Here is a 21,502-nt window from a genome sequence, read left to right as displayed (position 1 = left end):
CTGCCTGACGTTTAGTTTACCCGTTTTTCATATGGAACGATTCCGTTAACGTAAAGGTGATGTTTTTGAGTTCAAGCCCGCCGAGCGCAAAGTACAGCTTGAAATAGTTGTGTGGATTAAAGACGAAGACATCTTTTGTCTGCGTCACCCATTCGCCGTTCGTCCCGTTAAACGTAAACGTTGCGACCGGCATATTGTTCGCAAACAACGTCACCGGCATCTGTGCCAGTTCACCAGCATACGACCGTGCTTCAAACGTGACGTGGTACATCCCCGTTTCTTCCGCCGTCACGGCAAAGACATGACTGCTTCCGGTCGACGTGTCGAGTTCATCAAACACAATCGGGACACCGCTTTGAAGTTGCTGATGCGTCACGGCCTGTTCGTTCAGATCATCTGCCTCTTCCGGTAATCCGGTGACGTCGACCGTTGATTCCTGACCAAGCGTCCGCTCCATGACCGGTGACCGCAGGATGAACTGACAAATGTTCGCCGCACTCCGTAACAACTCCGCCCGTGTCAACGTGTCGTCTGCAAGCGACGACAGTGTATCATCCTCAAACGGATTCGCACCCGGTTCTCCAACGACCATGTAAAGGTCATTTTGAGAACGGACCATCGTCGCTGTCTGTTGCCGGTTGGCTTCCGTTCCTTCAGCATTGATTTTCGCCCACCAGTCGGTCATGACGACACCGTCAAAGCCCCACTCATCCCGAAGAATCCGGGTGTTTTGATCGTACAATCCAGCCGTCCAGAGCCCGTTGACGGCACCGTATGTCGTCATGATGGCATACGCCTGCCCCCGTTTGACGGCGTGCTCAAATCCTTTTAGATAAATTTCCCGCAAGGCCCGTTCTGAGACGATCGAATCGAGGTCATGGCGATGGAATTCCTGATTGTTGGCACTTAAGTGTTTGAGCGTTCCGGTCACGCCGACCCGGTGCATCCCGTCGAGCTGGGCGACGGCCATCATCCCGGTCAGGTGCGGATCTTCCGAGAAGTATTCAAAGTTTCGTCCGTTGAGCGGATGACGATGGATGTTCATCCCCGGTCCAAGCAACGTATCGATGCCGTTTTTCCGGAGTTCGAGCCCGGTCATTTCAAACAAATCGGCCACCAGATCAACGTTGAACGTCGAGGCGACAAGCGTCCCGTTCGGCAGTGAAAAGGCTTTGGTTCCGATATCCATCCGGATTCCGGACGGACCGTCAGCACAGCAGGCCGCCGGAATCCCGAACGCCGTCAGCCGGTCGGTGACGCCGCCAAAGGCAGCCGCTGTTCCCGGTGTGACGCGCGGTGAGTTCATCCCCTCGCCGCGGACGATCGCTGCCAGATCCTCATCCCTCAATTGATCGAGGAACACGTCGAGCGACGTGTTGCCGTCGTAGACATCCTTCAGTGTCAGACCTTGATCTTCCGAATACGTGCGTGCTGCCGGTCGTTCGGCGAGGCGACGGGCTTCCGGATCAATCGTCCGCAGCGGTGTTGCTTCGTACGTGACGTCATAACCGGTTTCCGTCTTGTGCGGCTTCAGGCGGTCAAACGACGTGACCGGAGCCATGTTTTCGCTTAACGTCTCGATGACACGTAACGTGTCGATCGTTTGTGTCGCCACGTGCGTCGCTGTCCGGACATCCGTGCCGACGTACAGATGATACGCTCCCGCTTCGATGACGTAAGACGATTTATGCCCTGTCACACCGGCATCATCATAGCTTGCGTATTCCGTCAGCGGTACCGTCAACGTTACTGTCTCCTGTTGACCTGGTTCCAGCTGTTGTGTCTTCGCGAACGTCACGAGTCCGCGTGCCGGATTGCCGAGTTGTCCCTGTGGTTTCTCGAGATACACCTGGACGACTTCTTTCCCGCTGCGTGTCCCTGTATTCGTGACGGTGACGGTCAATGTGACCTGTTGCTCCGTCATGTCGACCGTTTCTGTTACGACATCAAACGTCGTATAGGATAAACCAAACCCAAACGGATACAGGACGTCATCCTTCGCAAACGTCTCGAAGTAGCGGTACCCGACGTAGATGTCTTCCTTGTAGATTGCCCGGTCTTCGTGACCGAAGTACGGCGTCGACGGATACGCGTCGAGTGAACGGGCAATCGTATCCGGCAGTTTCCCGGATGGTGTGACTGTTCCCGTCAAGAGATCAACCAAGGCATTGCCGCCCTCCATCCCGCCTTGCCATGCATACAAAATCGCACTCGGATCAAAATCAAGCGCCCACTGCATGTCGATGACATTGCCGACGTTTAACAAGACAACGGTCTTCGGGAACGCCTGTGAGACTTTTTCGATCAAGGTCAATTCGACGTCCGTCAGCAGGTAACTGCCCGGGTCTGCCGTATTGTCACGGTCTTCACCGGCCGTCCGACCGATCATGACGATGGCGACATCCGACTGCCCTGCCGCCTGAGCGACGACTTCGTCAGTGACCAGCATTTCCTCTTGCGACCAGGGTTCCGCCGCCCAACCTTCGCCTTTATCAAACGGATGATCCTGAAGCCAAGCTTCGTAGACGTCGAGCAACGACTGGTTCACGGTCAGATCCGGATGTTGTTGCAGGGCTTCGAGTGGACTTGTCACGTGCGATACGTTGACCATCCCACCCGATCCCGTTCCGCTTTTATAATAGTTAAACTGATTGCGTCCGAAAACTGAGACCGTCGTCCCTGCTAAAAGCGGCAACGTCTGCTTGTCATTTTTCAACAGGACTGCCCCTTCTGCGACCGTCTTCCGGGCCAATGCCGTATAATCGTTCCAATCTAATGTATAAGTCGTCATCTGCTTATCCCCCTATGGTGTTCGTATCAGATTTCATTACCGCAAACCGGTTCTGAAGACCGTTCGCAATTTCCGTGATGCAATCTTCCGCTTGCGGATACTGTCCGAGTTTTTCGATGAAGGCATGATCCATGCCGTTATACTGAATCCGTTTTGTCTTGACGCCGGCCCGCGCGAGTTTCCGCCCATACGCTTCACCTTCGAGACGAAGATAATCGTATTCCGCCGTGATGATCAGCGCCTCCGGCAGTCCTGCCAGCTTGTCGCTGAAGAGTGGCGAGACATGTGGATCCTGCACATCCGTCGTTCCTTGCAGATATAACCGGTTCAACAAGCCATCCGTGTCTGCAAGAGCGGTGACGATCCCTTCAAGCAACTCCCGATTCTCGTTCATTTCGTAGGCGTCAAGACGCCACTTGAAATCATCCGTCGGCAAGGCAGCAAGATTGACGACCGGATAGAGCAGGACTTGGTACTGGATCATCGCTGTCTGTTGTTCGCGGTCAAGCAGGGCACAAACAGTCGCCAGGTTCCCGCCGGCACTGTCGCCGGCGACAGCCAGGTGTTCACGGTTGATGCCGAGTGCCTCCGCCTGTTCGTAGACCCATGTGACGGCCGTGAAACAATCGTTCAGACCGGCCGGAAATGGATGTTCCGGTGCGAGCCGGTAATCAATCGAAATGACGACGACATTGGCCCGTTCTGCCAGCAACCGGCAAGGATGCTCGACCGGATCAAGTGTCCCGCCGAAAAAGCCGCCGCCGTGAAAATAGACAACCGCCGGTAACGGTTCCGTCGTCCGGGGACGGTAAATCCGTGCCGGAATCGGTTGCTCGGCACTCGGAATCATGATGTCTTTCGTCGTGATGTCTGTCGTCGTCAGATCGGTATTGATCCAACCCATCCCGGCCCGCGCCGCTTCGAGTGAAAACGGTGCTGCCGGCGAACTGTCTTGCTGCTGCTGCATCATGACTTCCAAAACGCGCGGATCAAGTACGCCGCTTTCTGTCCGGTCTGGCACCGGTTTGATGACGACTTCAACGCCATCTTGCAGTTCACCAGTCTTTTTTTCCGCTAACCGATCGACCAATTGCTGATAATCCTGTCCCATGAACCTGCCTCCTTTAACCGAATTTTTTACGTACTTATAAGAGATCATTCATTTGTAAAAATAAGTATCGAAACCGCTTTCGTAAATCGTTAAAAAAATTTTGGGTGTCCTTTGTTTTTAAAAGAGACCGCTTACAAAACCAATCATACGCATCTTTACCCGATTAATCAATCATTCTGGATGATTCAAAAAAAGCCACTTGTCTTTCACGTGTTTTCCTTGTCGGAATGACGTAAAACGAGTGGCTTTTTTGAATTAGCTTAAGATATTTTCTTCTGAAACAAGTGTGAACCCGTCGATGACCGTGTCTTCCTCGACTTCGATCAACAGACATTGTTTGCCGTTGTAATTGACCTGCTTAATGTACTTCAAGTCTTGGGCACTGACGGAGATATTCGCGACTTTCGTATTGATTTTAATTGATTTCGCTTCATAGTTCGGGACGATGTTACTCGCCTTCATTTCGTATGTCGTATCATCGATGACCGTCTTGAAGGCCCGTTCGACCTGTTCCGTACTGACGTCTTCGATGCCGCTCGCTTTTAAGACCCGTTCGACTTCTTTGACGTCCAGCATCGGAATATCTTCCGGCTCGTCTTCTTTTTCGTCCTCAACGACGAGCAGGTGATTGACTTCTTCATAGACACCCGCGAGCGTTTTTGAATCGACTGATTCGCCGATGACCAGTTTGACGATCTCTTCAAATACCGTTTTGTCTTCTTCCGCCGTCACGATTTGATCACCGTTCAGGACGTTTTCGATGAACAGCAGGTCCGGTTTATTCGGCTTGCTTGCTGTGTAAAGGACACGGTTGACGTCCGCCGCATTATCCGTGAAGCACGGGAATAAAAAGCCGCCGATTGGTGACGCCAGTTTGATGACCGGATTGATCAGCAGGTTCGACTTGAACTCGAGATCGACGTAGTCGAAGACAAGCGACTGTTTCGGCAGTTCTGTCTGGTTGAGACTGCTCAAAATGAACGGTGTCGTATAGACTTCATCGTTCTTATCCACTTCTGTCTCGTCTGCCTGCCGTTTTGTCGTCTTGTAATACTGTCCCCGGATGAACGTGACGACGATATCGTTTTCGTACTGCACGTCTTGGACCATCTTCAGCGCAATCTGTTGCATCTGCTCCGTCCAGTCTTCCGTCTCTTCCGTGTACAGGCCTTCGTACAACAGTTGTTGCGTATGTCCGGTCGCGCCCTCTTCCGGCTGCTGGAACTTGACCTCAAACAGCTTGATGTCGAGTTTCCCGGTCAGGACTTTCTTGAAGTTCGCGAGGAACAATTCCTGTTGCTCGAGTTCAAGAAAGGCAAACGGTCGGCTTTCCTCATAGAAGATTTCACTCGTTTCTTTGCGGATATATACATTATAAATTTCGTTGATTTTAAGTAGTTCCGAGTCGACCTTAAAATGGCGACGGATATCACTGATGTCTTGTTTGTTCATGGTACGGTCTCAGCTCCTTGGCGTTTGAATTCCTCGTGGCTCCTAAAAAAGGAGTGCCTTCTGTTCAAATCGAACAGAGGTACCCCTTTACTATACAAGATTTGAATCAGATTCGCTGACAGAGTTCAATTCTTCGCTCGTGAACTGAATAAATAATGTTTGATCAGATAACCGACAAGAACAATCAGCAACGCGATGGAAAAGTAGACGATGAAATTCAACGCGACCGGCAGAAAGATCGACACGACATAAATGATCATCACCGTGACGGCGTAGAACAGTAAAAATTGACTGATGGCTTTCAATAGACTTCTCCTTTCGATAGGGTTCTTGTTACTCCTGTTCGAATGCTCTAAAACTGTAGGAGTTCGTGATTGGTTCATGAATCACCAATTCATAATCAAAACCTCGTTCGTCTGCCTGTTCGACAATGGATTCAATCTGAATCGAGTTGAGATGACGTTGAACGAAAACAAGTGTAATGATCATCAAGACGATTAGTCCTGCTAAAATAAAACTTGGTGTAATGGACTTATGTAATCCTTTTTTCATCCCCTCAGCTCCTTCCTTCATTCATACGTTTTCCCTTATGTAAAGTTCCAGATTTCCCCATTATCCTTCTTGGATAATACAGATTCGTTGGAAATTTGTTTAATAAAAGTTCAACTAAGGAAAAAATCATACATACAGATCATGTAAAAGAAAGCAGGTGTCTCATGGTGACTCAACTCATCGGTCTCGTGTCAGTCTTCCTGGTTCTCGGCTTGATTTTTACCAATCGTTCTCTTCTGACCATCCTTTTGGTAGTGTTCGTAAGCTCGATCGCTTTGTTTTTTTATACGAATTTTCCTGGAAAAAATGTCACTCTTAGATGCTTTCTTTGATTCGTTTGGTTTTTTATCAAACATTGTTCTAGTTTTTTTAGTCGTCCATTTTTCAAAAAACGATCAGCACACGATAAAAGTCTGTAACCAAAGCATCCTATGATCGGATGCTTTTTTTGTGTTAAAAGTCTCTGTAATTTTAAATCGTTCACTTCGTTTTGATCCGATATTGATTTTAATTTTTTAAGTAATTTATTTCTCTGTTACTTTAGGCTTAATTCCAAAAAAATATTTTCGGTAAAAAGTATTCAACTTTTGTAATGTTTACATTATTTTAACCCTATCCAAAATATTCGGTGGCATACTGAGTGAGTTGAGAGGGTTCTCTCATCACACTTACATAAGAGGAGGCAGTTCATGTTCCAGAAAATCAAGCTACTCGCCGTATCGTTTGTTTTGTTTCTCACTGCGTTTCAGTTCGACCTCTCACCCGTTTCCGCACTCCCGTCCGGCATCCCGTCAAAAGCGACGGCTCAATCTGAGCTCAACGCACTGACAGTCAAGACCGAAAGTACGATGACCGGTTACTCCCGTGATCTCTTCCCGCATTGGAGCAGCCAAGGAAGCGGCTGTGATACCCGTCAAGTCGTCTTGAAACGCGATGCGGATTCTTATGTCGGCAACTGTCCGGTCACGTCCGGCTCATGGTACAGTTATTATGATGGACTGACATTCACGAACCCGTCCGATCTCGACATCGATCATGTCGTGCCGCTCGCGGAAGCATGGCGTTCAGGTGCAAGCAGCTGGACGACAACGACACGTCAGGCATTCGCAAACGATCTCAACGGTCCGCAATTGATTGCCGTCTCCGCAAGCTCAAACCGTTCAAAGGGTGACCAGGATCCATCGACATGGAAACCAACCCGTGCCGGCGCAAGCTGTGCGTACTCGAAGATGTGGATCAACACGAAAAGCCGTTGGGGCTTAAGTCTCCAATCCTCTGAAAAAACAGCACTGCAAACGATGTTGAACACCTGTACATACTAAGAAGGAGTCGATTCGATGGAAACGAAAACCTCTACGTTTACCGCCACGCACGGCGTGATGACGAATGAAGTCGGCGTCATCAGCGGCGAACTGGAATTACGAACGACCTGCCAGGAAGACGGCACACTCGAACTCGCCATCTCCTATGTTGGCTCACCCGACGTTTACACATTACCCGGCAAGGATTATCAGCTGCATGATGTCCGCGATCACGAAGTCGTGCATCGGATGTTAGCGACTGTGTTAGAAAGAACATAAAAAATTTAAATGTCCTACAAAAAACACATGTCGAACTGACCTCGCTGTCCGTTCGACATGTGTTTTTGATTTTTCCAATAAGCACAATGAACAATTTCGGCTCAGGTTGAGACTCAATTCTTTATTTTTCATGACTGCTATTTGTAAATGGGTTCATTGCTGTTTGATAAAAATATTCGTTATAGTGAAGGAAATATACAGTTTGATTTCGAAAGGAGTCTTTTTAGTGAGAGAAGTGTTGATTGGATCAGGCGTCGCGCTGAGCAGCGCCGGTATTTTCATGTTGTTGTACGGACACATCCCACAAAGTTTTATCGGTTTGGTTACAGTGACTTTTGGTGTAGTCGTAGCCATGTTAACGAAAAAGAAGAAGGTAGATTGACCGCTATGTATAAGGAGGTAACGTCATGATTCATGAATTAATACGAGCCTCTGACTCTACCGCGATCGGTGGATTTATTGCAACGTGTGCTGACCCGATTTTAACCCATGTCAATCCATCGCAACTAAAGACCAAAGATTTGATTGCAAACGAATATTTTTCAAATGAGCGGAACTATTTGAATTTTATCGTACTTTCAAAATAAGGAGGTTGCCTATGAATCCGATATTAAATCAGGTCGGGACCATCTTCATTCCCGTCAGTAACGTCGAAAAAGCCCGAGATTGGTACTGTGATCTGCTCGGCTTACCATCCGACAGTGAGATTTTGTTTGGTCACTTGTACATCATTCCAATGAATAGTGTAGACATCGTGTTAGACAGCAAATTTTTTTCACCAGACAACATTCTCAATACGCCACTTTTTCATTTTAATACAAACAATATCGAACAATCTTATACATATATGAAGAGTAAGGGCATTGAATTGACGACAGAAATTGAACACGGTCACTGGTTCAATTTTAAAGATCTCGACGGCAATCATTTGATGATTTGTACCTGTTAAGTCCATTTTAGTTAAGAAATAAGAACATAGAAAATAAAAAAGCAGAAGAATGAATGTCATTCTTCTGATGGCTTCGTTTCTTTGAAAAGAATGATCGGATCATAAGGTGCATTAGGATCATTTTTCAAATTAATAAAATGTCTTTGATCATTCCGATCCCCAAACTGCTCCGTATAAGGCATTTCCAATGACTGAAACACTTCCTCATTTTTGACCAGACCAATGTAAACTTCGTACCCTTCATCATCTGATGAGAAAAAGCCGCCTTCAGCAGCTGTAGTTTCAACCAGCGCTTCATCGATCAGATCTCTTAATTTCAATAATGCTTGTTTATTGCCAACAATAAAGGACTCCTGATGATTGGTATGCTGAGCATAAATATGTAAATACATCTGGTGTTTCCATGACATGATGTCTTCTCACCTCACCGGTTATTTTTTCAAGTGGACTTTTTATTTAGTATTGATTTTGAATATGACCTAAATGTAATTGATGAAACCCTAAAACAAAAGGTACTTCATTTTTATCCCTTACTCCCATATCGATGCTGTTTTCCCATCCAATCATTTCTTTCTCTCCATCTAAGTTTTTTAGCTGATATCCAACTTACATTCTGTTCAATAGTGCTCGGATCAAAATCAACATCATCTGACCAGTAATAAGTATCATGCTGTTTTAAAATGACAGCCTCAAAAAGTATCGAGGGGAAATTTTCTGGTGTCGGAAGGATATGAATTCCTGTTACACCTTCAAACCATAATTCAATCGCAGACGGGTTTTTGAACTGACGTTGAAATAACAGTTTGACGTTTGTATCTAATCCGCTTGGAGCAGCCATCGTCAGATTCTCATCAATATACGTTTCGGTCCACATATGCATTTCCTTCAAACACCCGTCATGAAAATAACCAAAGTCCTCAAGTAATTCCCTAATTTCTGATTCCTCTTTTAGTTCATTCCAGTTCATGAGCGACCTCCAGTACAGTGTTTGTTTTGTTTTTAATAGTTTTTTGCTGAGAAAACTACTCCTTTTATTACCCGGTAGTTTCGAATTATCTAATTCTTCTCTCTACAATTTGTGGAGCTCATTCGAGATATTCATTGGTAATTCTCCTTTTGAAGCAGATAGATTATGTTGCAGTTGAACAATTTTTCTCGCTCAAGGAATGTTACTAGATGCTTCTTTTTAAGCAAAAATATACTGGAGGACTGATTGTACCATCGAAGGATTTTCTCCAAGGATGAGAAATTTTCTACTAACCTTATTGATTATGAATAAGAGATTTCTCTTGTTGCGTTATTTCTATTCATCGTTTAAAAAAGACGATCATCTAACACATGATCGTCTTGCATAATTCATTTAATAAAATTCGATTGTTACTTTACTATATCCATTTGTCTTAAGGAAAGACGTTAATAATTTTTGAATTCTTTCATCTGCCTCTTCTAAAAATCCTTGCTCGATTTTTTTCTTTTCAATTTTATTTTTTTCTTTGTTGATATCATCAAAAATTTGTTGCGATTGATAATCTGAAAATAGATCACCTTTAACATCCGTTACCTTTGCTGTGTCTGTATCTGCTACGTTATCAAGTATCTTTGAATTCGGTACCTTAACTAATAATTGCTTTGTTGTCTCGTTATAAGACAGTTGTAGCTTAGATAAATCTGTACCTGCTTTCAAATAACCATCGTATTCAATTAACTTGATTGCTTCAGCTAATTTAAGATCAATCAAAGGTACATTTTTACTGCTTCGACTGATTATTACCTTGCTGTACTCATATTTCAAAGTAGTCCATTCAGATAATTCTACCAACCGTTCTTTTACTAAAGCGGTATCAGAGCTTTGAGTTGTTGAAATGAAAGAAGGCTTGAAATAGAAAACAGCTCCCGCACCGATTACTCCGAGAATCACCAAAAGCGCAAATATATTTATAACTATTTTTTTCATCTTTACAATCTCCTTAACTATGTATCATTAAATCTCTAGCATAGAGAACATACCTAAACTTGAGTTATGGTGTGATCGCTATAAATCACATCATCTCTCCAATTCATACTTCTTGATACTGCTTGGATTCAATGGATCTTTTACATACTGCATAACATTCTTCGATGTGTGCATTTCCTAAATATTTCATCGCACCAAAACTAATTCCGGCCGAGACGGCCTGACCTACAAAAGGAACGTACTTTGTGACCTGTTTAATTGCCATTTTAGCACCCATTTTTTTCAGTAACTGTGCCACTACTGTTTTTGTAATGTACTTACCTACTAGTTCGCTACCGACTGAAGAAATAATAATCGCGAGTCTTCCTTTTATTTCAGAATCGAGCTGTTCAATCTGCTCAGGGGATAATCCAAACTTTCGATTAATTGCGGGAAGAAGCTCCATCATGATGACGACATCTGCTCCTACATCTGCTCCGGGAATGGGGACAACCGCTGCTGCGGCTGAAGCCGATGCTCTTTTATTCACCATTGCATTACACTCTGCTTTAATACGGTCTAACTCTGAAATAGAAATAGGTAACACGTTATTTCCCCCGATTCTTAAGTTAATTTCTATACTAATAAAAGATAGCATTTCACAATAATTATCGGTTTCATTCCTTAAATTTACAATGATTTTTATTATTTAATACTAATAGTGATTTATCTGTAATATTTTTAATCTTATACGAACGAACACTTTGGAAACAAATCATCCTCTTTAAAACTACTGCATGTTACGTAGCAGCATCCGATAATCCTCGTTATTTAAAACTCCATATCAACGTGCTTTCTTGAATACCAATTCGCCTATCTCAATAATATTTGAATTTTACGCTGTAATAGGAATATATCTCAGAATCCTAAAACACGTATTAAGACTACTCCGTAAGCCGAGGCAGCTGGATAATGACAACCCATCAAGCGTTCCATTGGCAAACGACTTCAACGGTCCAAAATTGATTGCCGTTTTTGCAAGCTCGAACCGTTCAAAAGGGAACCAGGATTCATCGACATGGAAGCCGACACGGGCAGGTGCGAGCTGTGCTTACTCGAAGATTTGGATTAATACGAAGAGCCGCTGGAACCTCAGCTTACAGTCGAGTGAAAAAACAGCCCTACAGACGATGTTGAACATATGTACATACTAAAAAAGAGTCGATTCGATGGAAACGAGAAAACCTCTACTTTTACCGCTACACATGGTGTCATCAGCGGTGAACTGGAACTCCGAACGACCTGTCAGGAGGACGGAACGTTAGAACTGAAGATTACTTATATCGGGGCGATAGACGTCTATACGTTACCCGGTAGTTATCCTGTCCATGACGTCCGGGATCATGACGTCATCCATCAGATGCTCGTCAATGTACTGGAACGAACATAATAAAACAGACGCTGCCCAATCAATGGGCAGCGTCTTCTTCATTCTCGCGTATTCAGAATCAGATTATCATTATTTACTAAAGCATGCGTTTTTATCTGACGTTCTATCCGGTATAGTGAGAACAACGTCATTATCCTTTTAGGGAGGAATAGCTCCTGCGAAACGTTTTGATTCCAACCGGCGTCATTTTAAGTGGTGCAGGTCTCTACATGGCATTAGAGAGTCACGTGCCTGCGTTACTCGTTACGGGCATCATCATGCTGTTTGGTTGTGGTGTCGGTATCATCACGAAAGAAAAGTCAGAGTAAATTTTGTTCAGTCAGGAGGATAGCTATGATTCAACAATTCACGAATGAACAGCAGGCACACGCTACTATTGGTGGGTTTATCGCTAAATCTGCCGACCCGATCCTCGCCCACATCAATCCATCACGTTTACAAGACAACAATCTTGTACTATTGATTCAAGCTGATCAATCGATTGTTGTCTCTTTCGCTAATTCACAAAATCAATCAGGTTGGACGCCACTATCACGAGAGCAGATTCATCAATCGAAAAGTCTACTCGCACCTAAGACATGCTACTTTAAAATTACACACATTAAATATGCCGGAACCTATTTGATTTCACCGGATTTGATTGTGAATGATCAATTCAAGAGTGAGAAGGATTATTTAGAAGTTCTAATATCAACAACGAATAAGTAAATTATAGATGTTTTATCAAGACGATCTCATCTTTAATCGGAACTCCCTTTTCATTGTATAACGGGATTTCCGGTTTTATTTTGCGTGCAAGGTCCACGGCATTCGGAATCACTTTTGATACTGTATATCCCCGATGTTGATAAAAACGTATCGCATGCTCATTATCATTCGTCGTAACGAGTGTCAGCAAGTTGCATTGTTGCTGTGTTGCCTCTTCCTCTACCACTTGCATCAATCGTGAACCAATTCCTTTACCTTCTTCAAGACTATCCAGTGAAATGATTTCGAACGTCTGCGAAGAGATATGATAGGTGACAAGTCCAATGATTTCATGATCATCGTTCGTGACATAAAAACCTTCTAACAGACTACAATCATGAACACCTGTCGACGTTACCATTTGTGAACTGCCCCAGTGCTCATTAAAAAAGGCTTTGACCTGACTACGTGTTTCCTCTTCAATGACCTGAATAATCACTATGTCCTTCACTCATTTCTAATGTTTATTCTATGTAACGATTCCACGTTAAATATTCCTCTAAGTCTTTCCACGTTAATAGAGTATATGGAGTTCCCGCCTCTAATTTTATAGAGATATTTTCTGCTATCACTTTTATACGTTTAGCTGGATTGTATCTTTTTCCTGCAGGATAAACAGCTATTTTATCAAATAATAACTCTCCATCTGCTTGCGTTTCTTTCCTCAAATCTAATAGATCGATTTGATCTTTTGAAGGAATCTCTTTTCCTATCCAATCACATATTTCAAAAAGAGGATATCGATCCTTCGTCCATTGTTCAATGATTTCGATGACCTTAAGAATCATGAAATCACCTGATGGTAATTGGTAACTAATCGCATCACCGGTCTTTAAATTTGTTTCAGCTATAAATCTCTTTGGTACTTTTTTAGCTTGTGGCTGCGGAGAGTTAAGTTTCTCCTTCAGTTTATAAAGGATGACTTCTCGTTTCTTTTTCAATGTAGGATCTTCTTCCCAACGATCAAGGTCAACACCACTATCAATGATACGCAATGCCTCACGTTTCACTTCATCTTGAAGTCTTCCTAATTTCCATTGTATTAAGGCAAAAGATAACCAAAAAGCTGTAATCTCTTCATCGTCTATCTCATCTAGGTATTCTTCAACAACAACTTTCGTTGCTTCTGCATTCGTAAAGTTATTGCCTAATAAATCCTTATATCTAAAACTAATATCTTCTGCTATATCATCAGACAATATTGCTACTCCCCAAGCTCCCATCTATTATCCACCTCCGCGATTTTCATGTCTTTTTTATTAATTTAAACATGGACTTACAGAAAAAAGCGTCAAAGACATTTAGGATGTGCTTTGACGCTTCAGAATAATATTTATACGTTTACTTATGATACCGCTCACCGTAATATCTCTAAGTGAGGGTTTTAGAAAAATTTTAACATCAACCTTCACATTCTATATATCTGCTCCTATTCTTACCTATTTATAAGATGTAGTAAAACGTATGTAAATTTTGCGTATCCTGACAAATATTCTTTAATAGATGATTTTGGATTCATTTACTCACCAGCTTCTAAACATCAATGCCACGTACTTCACCGTTAATAACCCGAATAGTTTTAACATGCCGTTGATATAACTTGTCATATACATCCATCATTAAATAATCATCACCTCTTTCATTAAAGTAATTAATAGCTGTGACCATACAAACATTCGGTAAAACATTGTACTCTTCTTCTGTAAAATAATGCTCATCTACCCCTTATTTATAAAGTTCTATCGTTTTATAACCGATGTCAGCTATTAATATCGATTCCCCCGTAAAACTTTTAATGCCTTTTTGAAAATCTCTCATATGAATATTCCATATTATTTCTCCTTTGATTTAAATTGCAATTAAAACAGAAAAAGAGGGAGAAAACTCGTCCGGTGACAAGTTATCTCCCTCTAATTTCAATTCATTTAATACTTCATCATTTCAAATGTTAGGATTTCACAAATTTCTATAACACTGCTTTAAATAAAGCCTCTTTAATCTTTATTTTCAACTCCGAATTTTCCTTGTATAAAATCACATTTTTAGATTTAACATCAAAAGGTAATTCTTCACCAAATTTTGATATTAAAATTGTCTTTTTGCCTAAAGCATGTGCTATTCCTAATTCATAAAAGACATTTGGATTTCTACCATTCAAATTAACCACTATTATCCTTGCTTCTAAAATAGATTTAATTATACTTGGCAATATCTCACCCTTAATGTGCTTTTCATCACCTCTTATACATTTTAAAGATAAATCTAAACACACTTCCCTTACCGTAACAAAAGTTTCCCATTCTAAATCTTGAAATGGAGTCACCATGAAAACTAACTCTGAATTAAATTCTAAAGTATTTTCATCAATTCCCATATTTTCTATAAAAGTCTTTATATCGAAATACTTATTTTTCATGAATGAGTCTTTTTCAAAATTCATTTTTTGTGCATCGTAAACTAAATGATTTATTTTATTCCATCTAATATTATCTTCTGAAAGTTTATAATTTATATCATAAATTTTATTCTCTAATTCTTGTCTCATTTGTTCTAATTCAATTTTTTTAAGTAAATTATCATATTGCATTTTAGCCTCTTGCCTTTTTTTTCTGGTACTTTGAACTGAAAGCACTGCTGCCATCATTCCTGACACCATACTTATGACAATTGCTACTATAGTAAATAATTCCTTATAATCAATCATTTATATTCACCCCTGTAAGTAAAAATATAGTTGCTATGTATACTATGACAACCGAAATTATATAAGAAATTAATATTAATCCAAATAACGAAAACCAATCACCTAACTTCTTATTATCTAAAGAGTAAATATCATATGCTTTTTTAGATAATGGAAAAGCAATTAATGTCATGCAAAAAAATATTAATAAACAAACTATTGCATTTAATAGTAATTCATTATTTCCTTTATTACTAATAACAAGAATCGCACTGGTTATAAAAGAAATTGAAAGTATACTTATATCCCCTGGTAAAATAATCATTTCTTTGCCTAAACCAATCCATGTAAAATTGTGATTGACCAATAATTTTATTAATAATGTTAATACTACAACTAAAATAGGTAATATTATATTTATCATTTCTTTAGATAGAACGTCCATTAAATCCTCCACATTTAGTCTATTGTTAACTTGTCTTCAACAATTATAATAAAAAAAAGAAAGAATATATACTTTGATATGCTCCCCAAAAGGTAGACAGTTGAAATATCAAAAACTGTCCACTTTTTGAAGGGAGCTTTTTCTATATCTACGTCTAATTTTTCAATGGATCAAAAACTACGCATCATTAAGATGTATGAGAATGGAACAGACTCAATCAAGTCAATATCCTCGCTCTTCGATTTTTCAGTCACGACCTTAAATAGATGAAGAGGAAAATATCGTATATACGGCTCCTTGGCACTCCGTGATCAAACAGAATGGACAGGTTATCCAGAATAACTAAAAATGAAGGCTGTACGCGCAGTTCTGACTCAAGAAGAATCGCTCACTAGCGCTACGGTACGGTTTAATATTTCGAGTTTAAGCGTACTTGCAAGATGGATTCGGAAATATACTAGTCATAATATTCAAGGAAAACCATTGAAGGTGAGATCCAGTGTGACTAAAGGTAGAATCACTACATTCGAAGAGCGTGTTTAAGCAGTTATGGACTGTATAGAAAATGGGAAATACTATTAAAGACCCATCGGGTCTACTATCAAAAAATTTATAGCTAGATAAGGAAGTTTGAGAAGGACGGAATCGACTGGAGAAAGAAAATGAACATCTACACATGGAGAACGACTTCCTAAAAAAGTTAAAGGAGATCGAAAGGAGGTCACGTTAAGTCAAATTCGTCTTCAAGATAAATACGAAGCTATTTAATCATCAGTAGAGCAATTCGGTTACCCGATCATAGCTCTATGTCATCTAGCAGGTATCTCGCGCGCTGCCTACTACAAGTGGTTACGTCGTATAGATATACTGAAAGCACATGAGACTGAAAACATGAAACTCATCTAAGAAATGAACGAGATTCACCTTTCGGTGAAAGGAACCTATGGCTATCGACGGATGACATTGAACTTGAAACGTCTTTTCGGAAGAAACGTTAATGTCAAGCGTGTACGTCACCTGATGCATGTCACCGGTATTCATTGCGTCATACGCCAACGTCCTTTGTTCGTTCGTAATCGTCCTCAACCGACCACCGAGAACATTCTGAACCGTGATTTCAATTCGGCAGGACCGAATCAAAAAATGGGTGACGGACGTCACGGAATTGAAGTATGGTGCTTCTCAGAAGGCGTATTTGAATGGCATTCTAGACCTATATGATGGATCCATCTGTGCCTTTGTTCTAAGGCATAGTGCACTCTAACAATAATCAGCTCGTGTTCGATACGCTTGAACTCGCCCTTCAGGGCGCACCGGGAAGCTATCCCTTGCTTCATAATGATCGAGGGTTCCAATATACGTCCATTCGTTCCGCCACATGACACGCGTGGCAGGCATTATACAAAGTATGTCTCAGGTTGGGAAATGTATCGATAATGGTCCGATCGAGTTCTTTTGAGGAACCTTGAAATGCGAAAGTTATTATCTACATAAGTTTACGGAGTTCGACGAACTCCAGCTTGCGATTCAAAAGTATATTCATTTCTACAATCTAGAACGGTACCAACAACGATTAAACGGCTTGACTCCATTAGAATACAGAGCTCAAGCCGTTTAAGTGATTTTTATTATTTATCCTATCTACTTGACGGGGAGCAGTTCACTTTATATCTTTCATTTAAAAACCGTACTTACTTATGATACGGTTCATTCCGATTAATCCGATATGCCCGATAAATCTGCTCACACAAAATCATCTTCATCAACTGATGCGGGAACGTCATCTTTGAGAATGAAATCGTATCGTTTGCCCGTTGCATGACTTCCGGTGCGAGACCAAGTGATCCGCCGATGACAAACGCGATTTTACTTTTGCCGTACGTCGCCAGTCGATCGAGTTCTGTCGCAAACTGTTCACTCGTCCGTTGCTTTCCTTCGATAGCAAGTGCGTAGACATGAACATCCGGTCCAATCTTCGCTAAAATCCGTTCGCCCTCTTTTTTTTTCACTTGCTGCATCTCGGCGTCACTTAATTGTTCCGGTGCTTTTTCGTCCGGCACCTCGATTTCTTGAATCGAACAATAGGCGCCAAGACGTTTCGTATATTCGGCAATCCCTTGCTTCAAGTACTTCTCTTTCAGCTTTCCGACCGTGATAATGGTAATTTGCATCATTTTTCTCGCTTTCTGACAGAAAATTCAGGAGTTATCCACAGAGTTATCCACATGTCCACATGTTGATAATTATTTTTTGCTTGACACAAGATATGTCGCGGGCTGGTCACAGTACTCACATGTAACGTTTTTTTCTGCTGGCACCTCTTCCAAAATCGGGTACTCTTCCGTTTCATCGACTACTTCGTCGAGCGCTAACTCGACGTGTTCTAAACAGACATATTTATCCACAGGTCTTTTCCTCCTTTTAAGTTATCCACATTTATCCGCTACCAGTATAACAAAAATTGACTTCCCTCACTGAAAAAAGTTATCCACACCTCCTCTTTGGAGTTACTTCCTTGATCGGCTTCCGCCTCACCACCAATTCCTTCATCGTGTCCGCTGCACGCGACTCCTACAGGAAAAAGCGCGGCTCGCCCGCGCTGTCAGAGGAAAACGAGACCCGGGCATCGACGCCGACAGGCAAGAAGCCCGCGGCTTGTTCCTCGCCTGAGGAAAGCGCGTGACCGCGAATCACGATGAACACAGGAGACACCATCTTTTCTGTGCACAAAAAAACTACCCGTACGCATACGAGTAGTTGATCTGAATCTGTTATTGCACCGTCGCGGCTTGCGCCGACAGTTTGACATCCAGTGTCTGTTTCTCACCGCCCCGGTAGAACGTCACCTTGACGTTATCGCCGACTTTCGCATCCCGGTACAGGACACTTTTCAGATCGGCAAACGAGTTGATGTCCTTGCCGTTGATTTCAACGATGACATCATTTTCTTTCATCCCTGCTTTTTCCGCTCCGCTGTTGCCCGTCAAACCGACGACGACAATCCCACGGGTGACGTCATTCGGTAACTTCAGACGATCTTCCCGGAAACCGCTCGGGAACTCCTGGACGTCCCGGATCTGAATCCCGAGTTGCGGACGAATCACTTCACCGTTTTGTTCGAGATCACGCATGATCGGTAACGCTTCGTTGATTGGAATCGCAAAACCGACCCCTTCGACACTCGCTTCGGCAATCTTCATCGAGTTGATTCCGATCAATTGACCGGACGTATTGATGAGCGCTCCGCCCGAGTTACCAGGATTGATTGCGGCATCGGTCTGAATGACTTCGGTGTTGAAGTCCTGCTGACCGTCCTTGTTCGTATCAACCGGCACCGTCCGTTCCTGGGCACTGATGACACCACGTGTCACCGAGTTTGCAAAAATCCCGAGCGGATTCCCGATTGCAAGGACCGTTTCTCCGGCACGTAACGTATCCGAATCACCGAGTTTTACGACTTGTGTCACTTTTGAAGCATCAATCGACAAGACGGCTAAATCGTACGTCGGATCTTCTCCAAGGACTTTCGCTTCGAGTGCCGTTCCGTCCGACAACGTGACCGACAAGCGGCTGGCTCCTTCGACGACGTGATAGTTCGTGACGACATAGGCTTTGTTGCCATCTTTTTTATAGATGACACCGGATCCAGCACCCGTCTCTTGCGCACCGCCTTGGAACGAGTTTTGCAGGTTCGTCACGCTGACGACGGCTTCTCTCGTCTGACTGACGGCGCCGACGATATCGTTTTCCGATTCCGTCGCGTTTGATGCCGCTTGTTCCGGTGTTGCCGTCGAGACCGGTGCCGGACTCGTCATCTCGTCACGGACGAACGGCCAGGCGATCAAGGCAATCAACAGCGCCCCGATGATTCCGCCGATCAAGCCGACAAAAAAGGCTTTCCCGCCGCCGCGGCGTTTTGGTGCAGGTGGTTCTTCTTCATATGATTCACGATAAGGACTGACCGGCTCGTCTTCACTTGGTCGTCGCGGCGGAAAGCCGCTTGTCTCATCGGTCGATGCGTAAGGCTGATCTGATTCGTTCCGTGGTTCTTCTGGTCGATCCATCGACACACGCCTCCTTCTAAACTCTCTTTACACAAGTATACCCCCATCACGTGGCGAGTTAGCCAAATGTGGGGGTCTTTTGAGCATATTCAGTAATTTCCCATAATCAGAGCTTCAAAAGCGGCGTCGGAATGACGGGATCGGTGTCGAGCAACTGGATCTTGCTGAGGTCGACATCGCGGCTCGCGAGCGTCTGGGAGACACTCATCCGGGCCAGCTCCTTCATGTTGTTGTCCTTACTCAAGTGGGCCATATGGATCCGTTTCGTCCGGTCGTCGAGCACTTCGCTCATCGCGATCGCTGCGTCTTCGTTCGAGACGTGACCGTAATCGCCGAGGATCCGCCGTTTGACGCTCCACGGGTAATGCCCCATCTGAAGCATCCCGATATCGTGGTTCGCTTCAAAAATATAGGCATCGGCGCCGCGGATGACACCTTTCATCCGGTCCGAGACGTAACCTGTATCCGTGATGTGAGCCAGCCGTTTTCCCTCATGGGCGAACTGGAAAAACATCGGATCGGCCGCGTCATGACTGACGTTAAACGATTCGACCTCGATGTCACCGAACTGTTTGACCTCGCCGACTTCCCACAGGAACTTCAGTGCGGGATCGATCTTGCCGATCTTCGCTTCCATCGCCGCCCACGTCTTTTCGTTCGCATAGAGCGGGATATTGTACTTCCGCGCCATGATGCCGACGCCTTTGATATGATCCGAATGTTCGTGGGTGACGAACAAACCGTCAATCTGATCCGGTGACCGGTGGATCTGGTCGAACAGGGCGAGCATCGCTTTTCCGGTCAGACCGGCGTCGACGAGCAGGCGGGTCTGTTCACTTTCGATGTAGAGGGCATTCCCCGTCGAGCCACTGGCAAGGACGCTGTAGTGTAGGCTCATCGTGCATTCCTCATTTCTCTGAAACGGTATCAAGCCGTTCGATGGTCTGGACTCCGCCGTCAATCGCGTTGACGAAATACAGTTCTTCTCCGTTCAGTTCAATCTGCCATGTCGGCGGTAAGATCTGCACCGACTTCGTTCCTTCCGTCATCAGACAGAAGTAGCCGAGCTTTTGACTCGTCATCCGTTTTGAAGCCGGGAACAGACCCTGCTCCGACAGTTGGATGACGGACTCACTCGCGGACAATAACGTAACATCCTGAGCCTGACGGACGACTTTGTTTAAGTGACGTTGTTTGTAGCTGACGATTTCCTTTTGTTCGTTCAACTGGAGCACGAGTAACGACGGACCAATCATCGCATCATCCTCACGCGACTGTTGCGGCGTCGAATACAGCGGTTGTTCCTTGTACGTCTGAACGAACGTCATCTCTTTGCGTTTGCTGTCATACTTCCAAAACGTATAATCCGTCCCGTAGACAACTGATGCCTGGACAAATGATGTCGCTGAATCACGCATCGCCTTCGCTTCGAGCGGATGCGGCTTCGTCAGCCGGACGGACCATTCGATTTGGTTTTTGACCGATGTGATCGCATCCTGAATCGGTGACCCGGGTTTCGGAGCGAGTGAACTGGAATCCACTTCCGCCGTCAGATAACCAATCTCCTTCGAGACCGGCTGCAGTTTTTTTTCATCAATCTTCCGTTCTTTCAAAACGGTTTTCCCGTCCGCGTTCGTCGTTGCGATCCGGGGATCGACCATCCGATCAATCAGCTGAACGGCAAGATAGACGTTCAGAATCAGGAAAGTCAGAATCAGTAACGTTTTTGCTTTACTCCAATCCAT

28 protein-coding genes and 1 pseudogene are annotated in these 21,502 nt (G+C 43.8%); 11 read left to right on the top strand and 18 right to left on the bottom strand.

Annotation, left to right across the window (positions count from 1 at the left end; all coding sequences use genetic code 11):
- Positions 1 to 16: 16 nt before the first annotated feature.
- The 5 genes from D3D03_RS09260 to D3D03_RS09240 all read right to left on the bottom strand — a co-directional run bounded on the left by D3D03_RS09260 (position 17) and on the right by D3D03_RS09240 (position 5,906).
- The gene (locus tag D3D03_RS09260; protein WP_119923406.1) at positions 17 to 2,791 is read right to left on the bottom strand and encodes a glycoside hydrolase family 3 protein; all 2,775 of its coding nucleotides are present in this window, start codon (positions 2,789 to 2,791) and stop codon (positions 17 to 19) included.
- Between the two features lie 4 nt (positions 2,792 to 2,795).
- The gene (locus tag D3D03_RS09255) at positions 2,796 to 3,902 is read right to left on the bottom strand and encodes an alpha/beta hydrolase (protein WP_119923405.1); all 1,107 of its coding nucleotides are present in this window, start codon (positions 3,900 to 3,902) and stop codon (positions 2,796 to 2,798) included.
- A gap of 255 nt (positions 3,903 to 4,157) precedes the next feature.
- On the bottom strand, positions 4,158 to 5,354 hold the full coding sequence (locus D3D03_RS09250; protein ID WP_119923404.1) for a DUF4317 domain-containing protein: 1,197 nt from the start codon (positions 5,352 to 5,354) through the stop codon (positions 4,158 to 4,160).
- Between the two features lie 125 nt (positions 5,355 to 5,479).
- The gene (locus tag D3D03_RS09245; RefSeq protein ID WP_119923403.1) at positions 5,480 to 5,659 is read right to left on the bottom strand and encodes a hypothetical protein; all 180 of its coding nucleotides are present in this window, start codon (positions 5,657 to 5,659) and stop codon (positions 5,480 to 5,482) included.
- Positions 5,660 to 5,687: 28 nt separating this feature from the next.
- Positions 5,688 to 5,906: a hypothetical protein gene (locus tag D3D03_RS09240; RefSeq protein WP_119923402.1), complete on the bottom strand. Its 219-nt coding sequence runs from the start codon at positions 5,904 to 5,906 to the stop codon at positions 5,688 to 5,690.
- A 689-nt stretch (positions 5,907 to 6,595) separates the two neighbouring features.
- Between D3D03_RS09240 and D3D03_RS09235 the strand changes: the two genes are divergently transcribed.
- The 5 genes from D3D03_RS09235 (at position 6,596) to D3D03_RS09220 (ending at position 8,435) form a co-directional block, all read left to right on the top strand.
- On the top strand, positions 6,596 to 7,228 hold the full coding sequence (locus D3D03_RS09235; RefSeq protein WP_028105361.1) for an HNH endonuclease family protein: 633 nt from the start codon (positions 6,596 to 6,598) through the stop codon (positions 7,226 to 7,228).
- Positions 7,229 to 7,243: 15 nt separating this feature from the next.
- Positions 7,244 to 7,486 (top strand): hypothetical protein, encoded by a 243-nt coding sequence (locus D3D03_RS09230; protein WP_119923401.1) that lies wholly within the window; start codon positions 7,244 to 7,246, stop codon positions 7,484 to 7,486.
- Between the two features lie 226 nt (positions 7,487 to 7,712).
- Complete coding sequence (locus D3D03_RS16740) at positions 7,713 to 7,868, top strand: hypothetical protein (protein ID WP_158583696.1); 156 nt, start codon at positions 7,713 to 7,715, stop codon at positions 7,866 to 7,868.
- 25 nt (positions 7,869 to 7,893) lie between these two features.
- Entirely contained in the window at positions 7,894 to 8,073 is a 180-nt protein-coding gene (locus tag D3D03_RS09225; RefSeq protein ID WP_119923400.1) for a hypothetical protein, read from the top strand.
- Between the two features lie 11 nt (positions 8,074 to 8,084).
- The gene (locus D3D03_RS09220; protein ID WP_119923399.1) at positions 8,085 to 8,435 is read left to right on the top strand and encodes a VOC family protein; all 351 of its coding nucleotides are present in this window, start codon (positions 8,085 to 8,087) and stop codon (positions 8,433 to 8,435) included.
- 56 nt (positions 8,436 to 8,491) lie between these two features.
- Here D3D03_RS09220 and D3D03_RS09215 read toward each other — a convergent pair whose 3' ends face one another.
- The 4 genes from D3D03_RS09215 to D3D03_RS09200 form a co-directional block, all read right to left on the bottom strand.
- Positions 8,492 to 8,845 (bottom strand): hypothetical protein, encoded by a 354-nt coding sequence (locus D3D03_RS09215; RefSeq protein WP_119923398.1) that lies wholly within the window; start codon positions 8,843 to 8,845, stop codon positions 8,492 to 8,494.
- Positions 8,846 to 8,958: 113 nt separating this feature from the next.
- A complete protein-coding gene (locus tag D3D03_RS09210; RefSeq protein WP_028105358.1) occupies positions 8,959 to 9,402 on the bottom strand; it encodes a hypothetical protein in 444 nt (147 codons plus the stop codon).
- 393 nt (positions 9,403 to 9,795) lie between these two features.
- Positions 9,796 to 10,389 (bottom strand): DUF4230 domain-containing protein, encoded by a 594-nt coding sequence (locus tag D3D03_RS09205; protein WP_028105357.1) that lies wholly within the window; start codon positions 10,387 to 10,389, stop codon positions 9,796 to 9,798.
- A 103-nt stretch (positions 10,390 to 10,492) separates the two neighbouring features.
- Entirely contained in the window at positions 10,493 to 10,975 is a 483-nt protein-coding gene (locus tag D3D03_RS09200) for a hypothetical protein (RefSeq protein WP_028105356.1), read from the bottom strand.
- Between the two features lie 391 nt (positions 10,976 to 11,366).
- Between D3D03_RS09200 and D3D03_RS16910 the strand changes: the two are divergent.
- The 3 genes and pseudogenes from D3D03_RS16910 to D3D03_RS09185 form a co-directional block, all read left to right on the top strand.
- Positions 11,367 to 11,582: pseudogene (locus D3D03_RS16910) on the top strand (hypothetical protein); the annotation flags it as partial.
- Complete coding sequence (locus D3D03_RS09190; protein ID WP_119923397.1) at positions 11,570 to 11,818, top strand: hypothetical protein; 249 nt, start codon at positions 11,570 to 11,572, stop codon at positions 11,816 to 11,818. The pseudogene D3D03_RS16910 and the gene D3D03_RS09190, both read left to right, overlap by 13 nt.
- A gap of 333 nt (positions 11,819 to 12,151) precedes the next feature.
- Complete coding sequence (locus tag D3D03_RS09185; protein ID WP_028105355.1) at positions 12,152 to 12,526, top strand: hypothetical protein; 375 nt, start codon at positions 12,152 to 12,154, stop codon at positions 12,524 to 12,526.
- Between the two features lies 1 nt (position 12,527).
- Here the strand turns inward: D3D03_RS09185 and D3D03_RS09180 are convergent, their stop codons facing one another.
- The 4 genes from D3D03_RS09180 to D3D03_RS09165 form a co-directional block, all read right to left on the bottom strand.
- Complete coding sequence (locus tag D3D03_RS09180) at positions 12,528 to 13,004, bottom strand: GNAT family N-acetyltransferase (RefSeq protein WP_028105354.1); 477 nt, start codon at positions 13,002 to 13,004, stop codon at positions 12,528 to 12,530.
- 25 nt (positions 13,005 to 13,029) lie between these two features.
- Positions 13,030 to 13,788 carry a hypothetical protein gene (locus D3D03_RS09175; protein WP_028105353.1) on the bottom strand — a complete coding sequence of 253 codons (759 nt, stop codon included), beginning with the start codon at positions 13,786 to 13,788 and terminating at the stop codon, positions 13,030 to 13,032.
- 743 nt (positions 13,789 to 14,531) lie between these two features.
- The gene (locus D3D03_RS09170) at positions 14,532 to 15,269 is read right to left on the bottom strand and encodes a hypothetical protein (protein ID WP_028105352.1); all 738 of its coding nucleotides are present in this window, start codon (positions 15,267 to 15,269) and stop codon (positions 14,532 to 14,534) included.
- Positions 15,262 to 15,693, bottom strand: a complete 432-nt coding sequence (locus D3D03_RS09165) for a hypothetical protein (protein ID WP_028105351.1) — start codon at positions 15,691 to 15,693, stop codon at positions 15,262 to 15,264. Before D3D03_RS09165 ends, D3D03_RS09170 begins: the two co-directional genes overlap by 8 nt.
- A gap of 909 nt (positions 15,694 to 16,602) precedes the next feature.
- Here D3D03_RS09165 and D3D03_RS16905 point away from each other — a divergent pair.
- Positions 16,603 to 16,914 carry an IS3 family transposase gene (locus D3D03_RS16905; RefSeq protein ID WP_326932298.1) on the top strand — a complete coding sequence of 104 codons (312 nt, stop codon included), beginning with the start codon at positions 16,603 to 16,605 and terminating at the stop codon, positions 16,912 to 16,914.
- 244 nt (positions 16,915 to 17,158) lie between these two features.
- On the top strand, positions 17,159 to 17,311 hold the full coding sequence (locus D3D03_RS16900; protein ID WP_233550680.1) for an IS3 family transposase: 153 nt from the start codon (positions 17,159 to 17,161) through the stop codon (positions 17,309 to 17,311).
- A 73-nt stretch (positions 17,312 to 17,384) separates the two neighbouring features.
- On the opposite strand, the gene rlmH is transcribed toward D3D03_RS16900, so the two are convergent.
- Together rlmH and D3D03_RS09150 are read right to left on the bottom strand one after the other, a co-directional pair.
- Positions 17,385 to 17,864, bottom strand: a complete 480-nt coding sequence (rlmH, locus tag D3D03_RS09155) for a 23S rRNA (pseudouridine(1915)-N(3))-methyltransferase RlmH (RefSeq protein ID WP_012371884.1) — start codon at positions 17,862 to 17,864, stop codon at positions 17,385 to 17,387.
- A gap of 72 nt (positions 17,865 to 17,936) precedes the next feature.
- Positions 17,937 to 18,098 (bottom strand): CxxH/CxxC protein, encoded by a 162-nt coding sequence (locus tag D3D03_RS09150; protein WP_012371885.1) that lies wholly within the window; start codon positions 18,096 to 18,098, stop codon positions 17,937 to 17,939.
- A 110-nt stretch (positions 18,099 to 18,208) separates the two neighbouring features.
- Between D3D03_RS09150 and D3D03_RS16735 the strand changes: the two genes are divergently transcribed.
- Complete coding sequence (locus D3D03_RS16735) at positions 18,209 to 18,376, top strand: hypothetical protein (RefSeq protein WP_158583695.1); 168 nt, start codon at positions 18,209 to 18,211, stop codon at positions 18,374 to 18,376.
- 88 nt (positions 18,377 to 18,464) lie between these two features.
- On the opposite strand, the gene D3D03_RS09145 is transcribed toward D3D03_RS16735, so the two are convergent.
- The 3 genes from D3D03_RS09145 to D3D03_RS09135 form a co-directional block, all read right to left on the bottom strand.
- The gene (locus D3D03_RS09145) at positions 18,465 to 19,757 is read right to left on the bottom strand and encodes a S1C family serine protease (protein WP_035387548.1); all 1,293 of its coding nucleotides are present in this window, start codon (positions 19,755 to 19,757) and stop codon (positions 18,465 to 18,467) included.
- Between the two features lie 106 nt (positions 19,758 to 19,863).
- Positions 19,864 to 20,655: an MBL fold metallo-hydrolase gene (locus D3D03_RS09140; protein WP_026831603.1), complete on the bottom strand. Its 792-nt coding sequence runs from the start codon at positions 20,653 to 20,655 to the stop codon at positions 19,864 to 19,866.
- Positions 20,656 to 20,665: 10 nt separating this feature from the next.
- Positions 20,666 to 21,502 carry a two-component system regulatory protein YycI gene (locus D3D03_RS09135; protein WP_026831602.1) on the bottom strand — a complete coding sequence of 279 codons (837 nt, stop codon included), beginning with the start codon at positions 21,500 to 21,502 and terminating at the stop codon, positions 20,666 to 20,668.

Origin of the sequence: Exiguobacterium sp. RIT452 (assembly GCF_003598705.1) — a bacterium.
Classification (GTDB): Bacteria; Bacillota; Bacilli; order Exiguobacteriales; family Exiguobacteriaceae; genus Exiguobacterium_A; species Exiguobacterium_A undae.
This window is presented reverse-complemented; position numbering and strand designations above follow the sequence as displayed.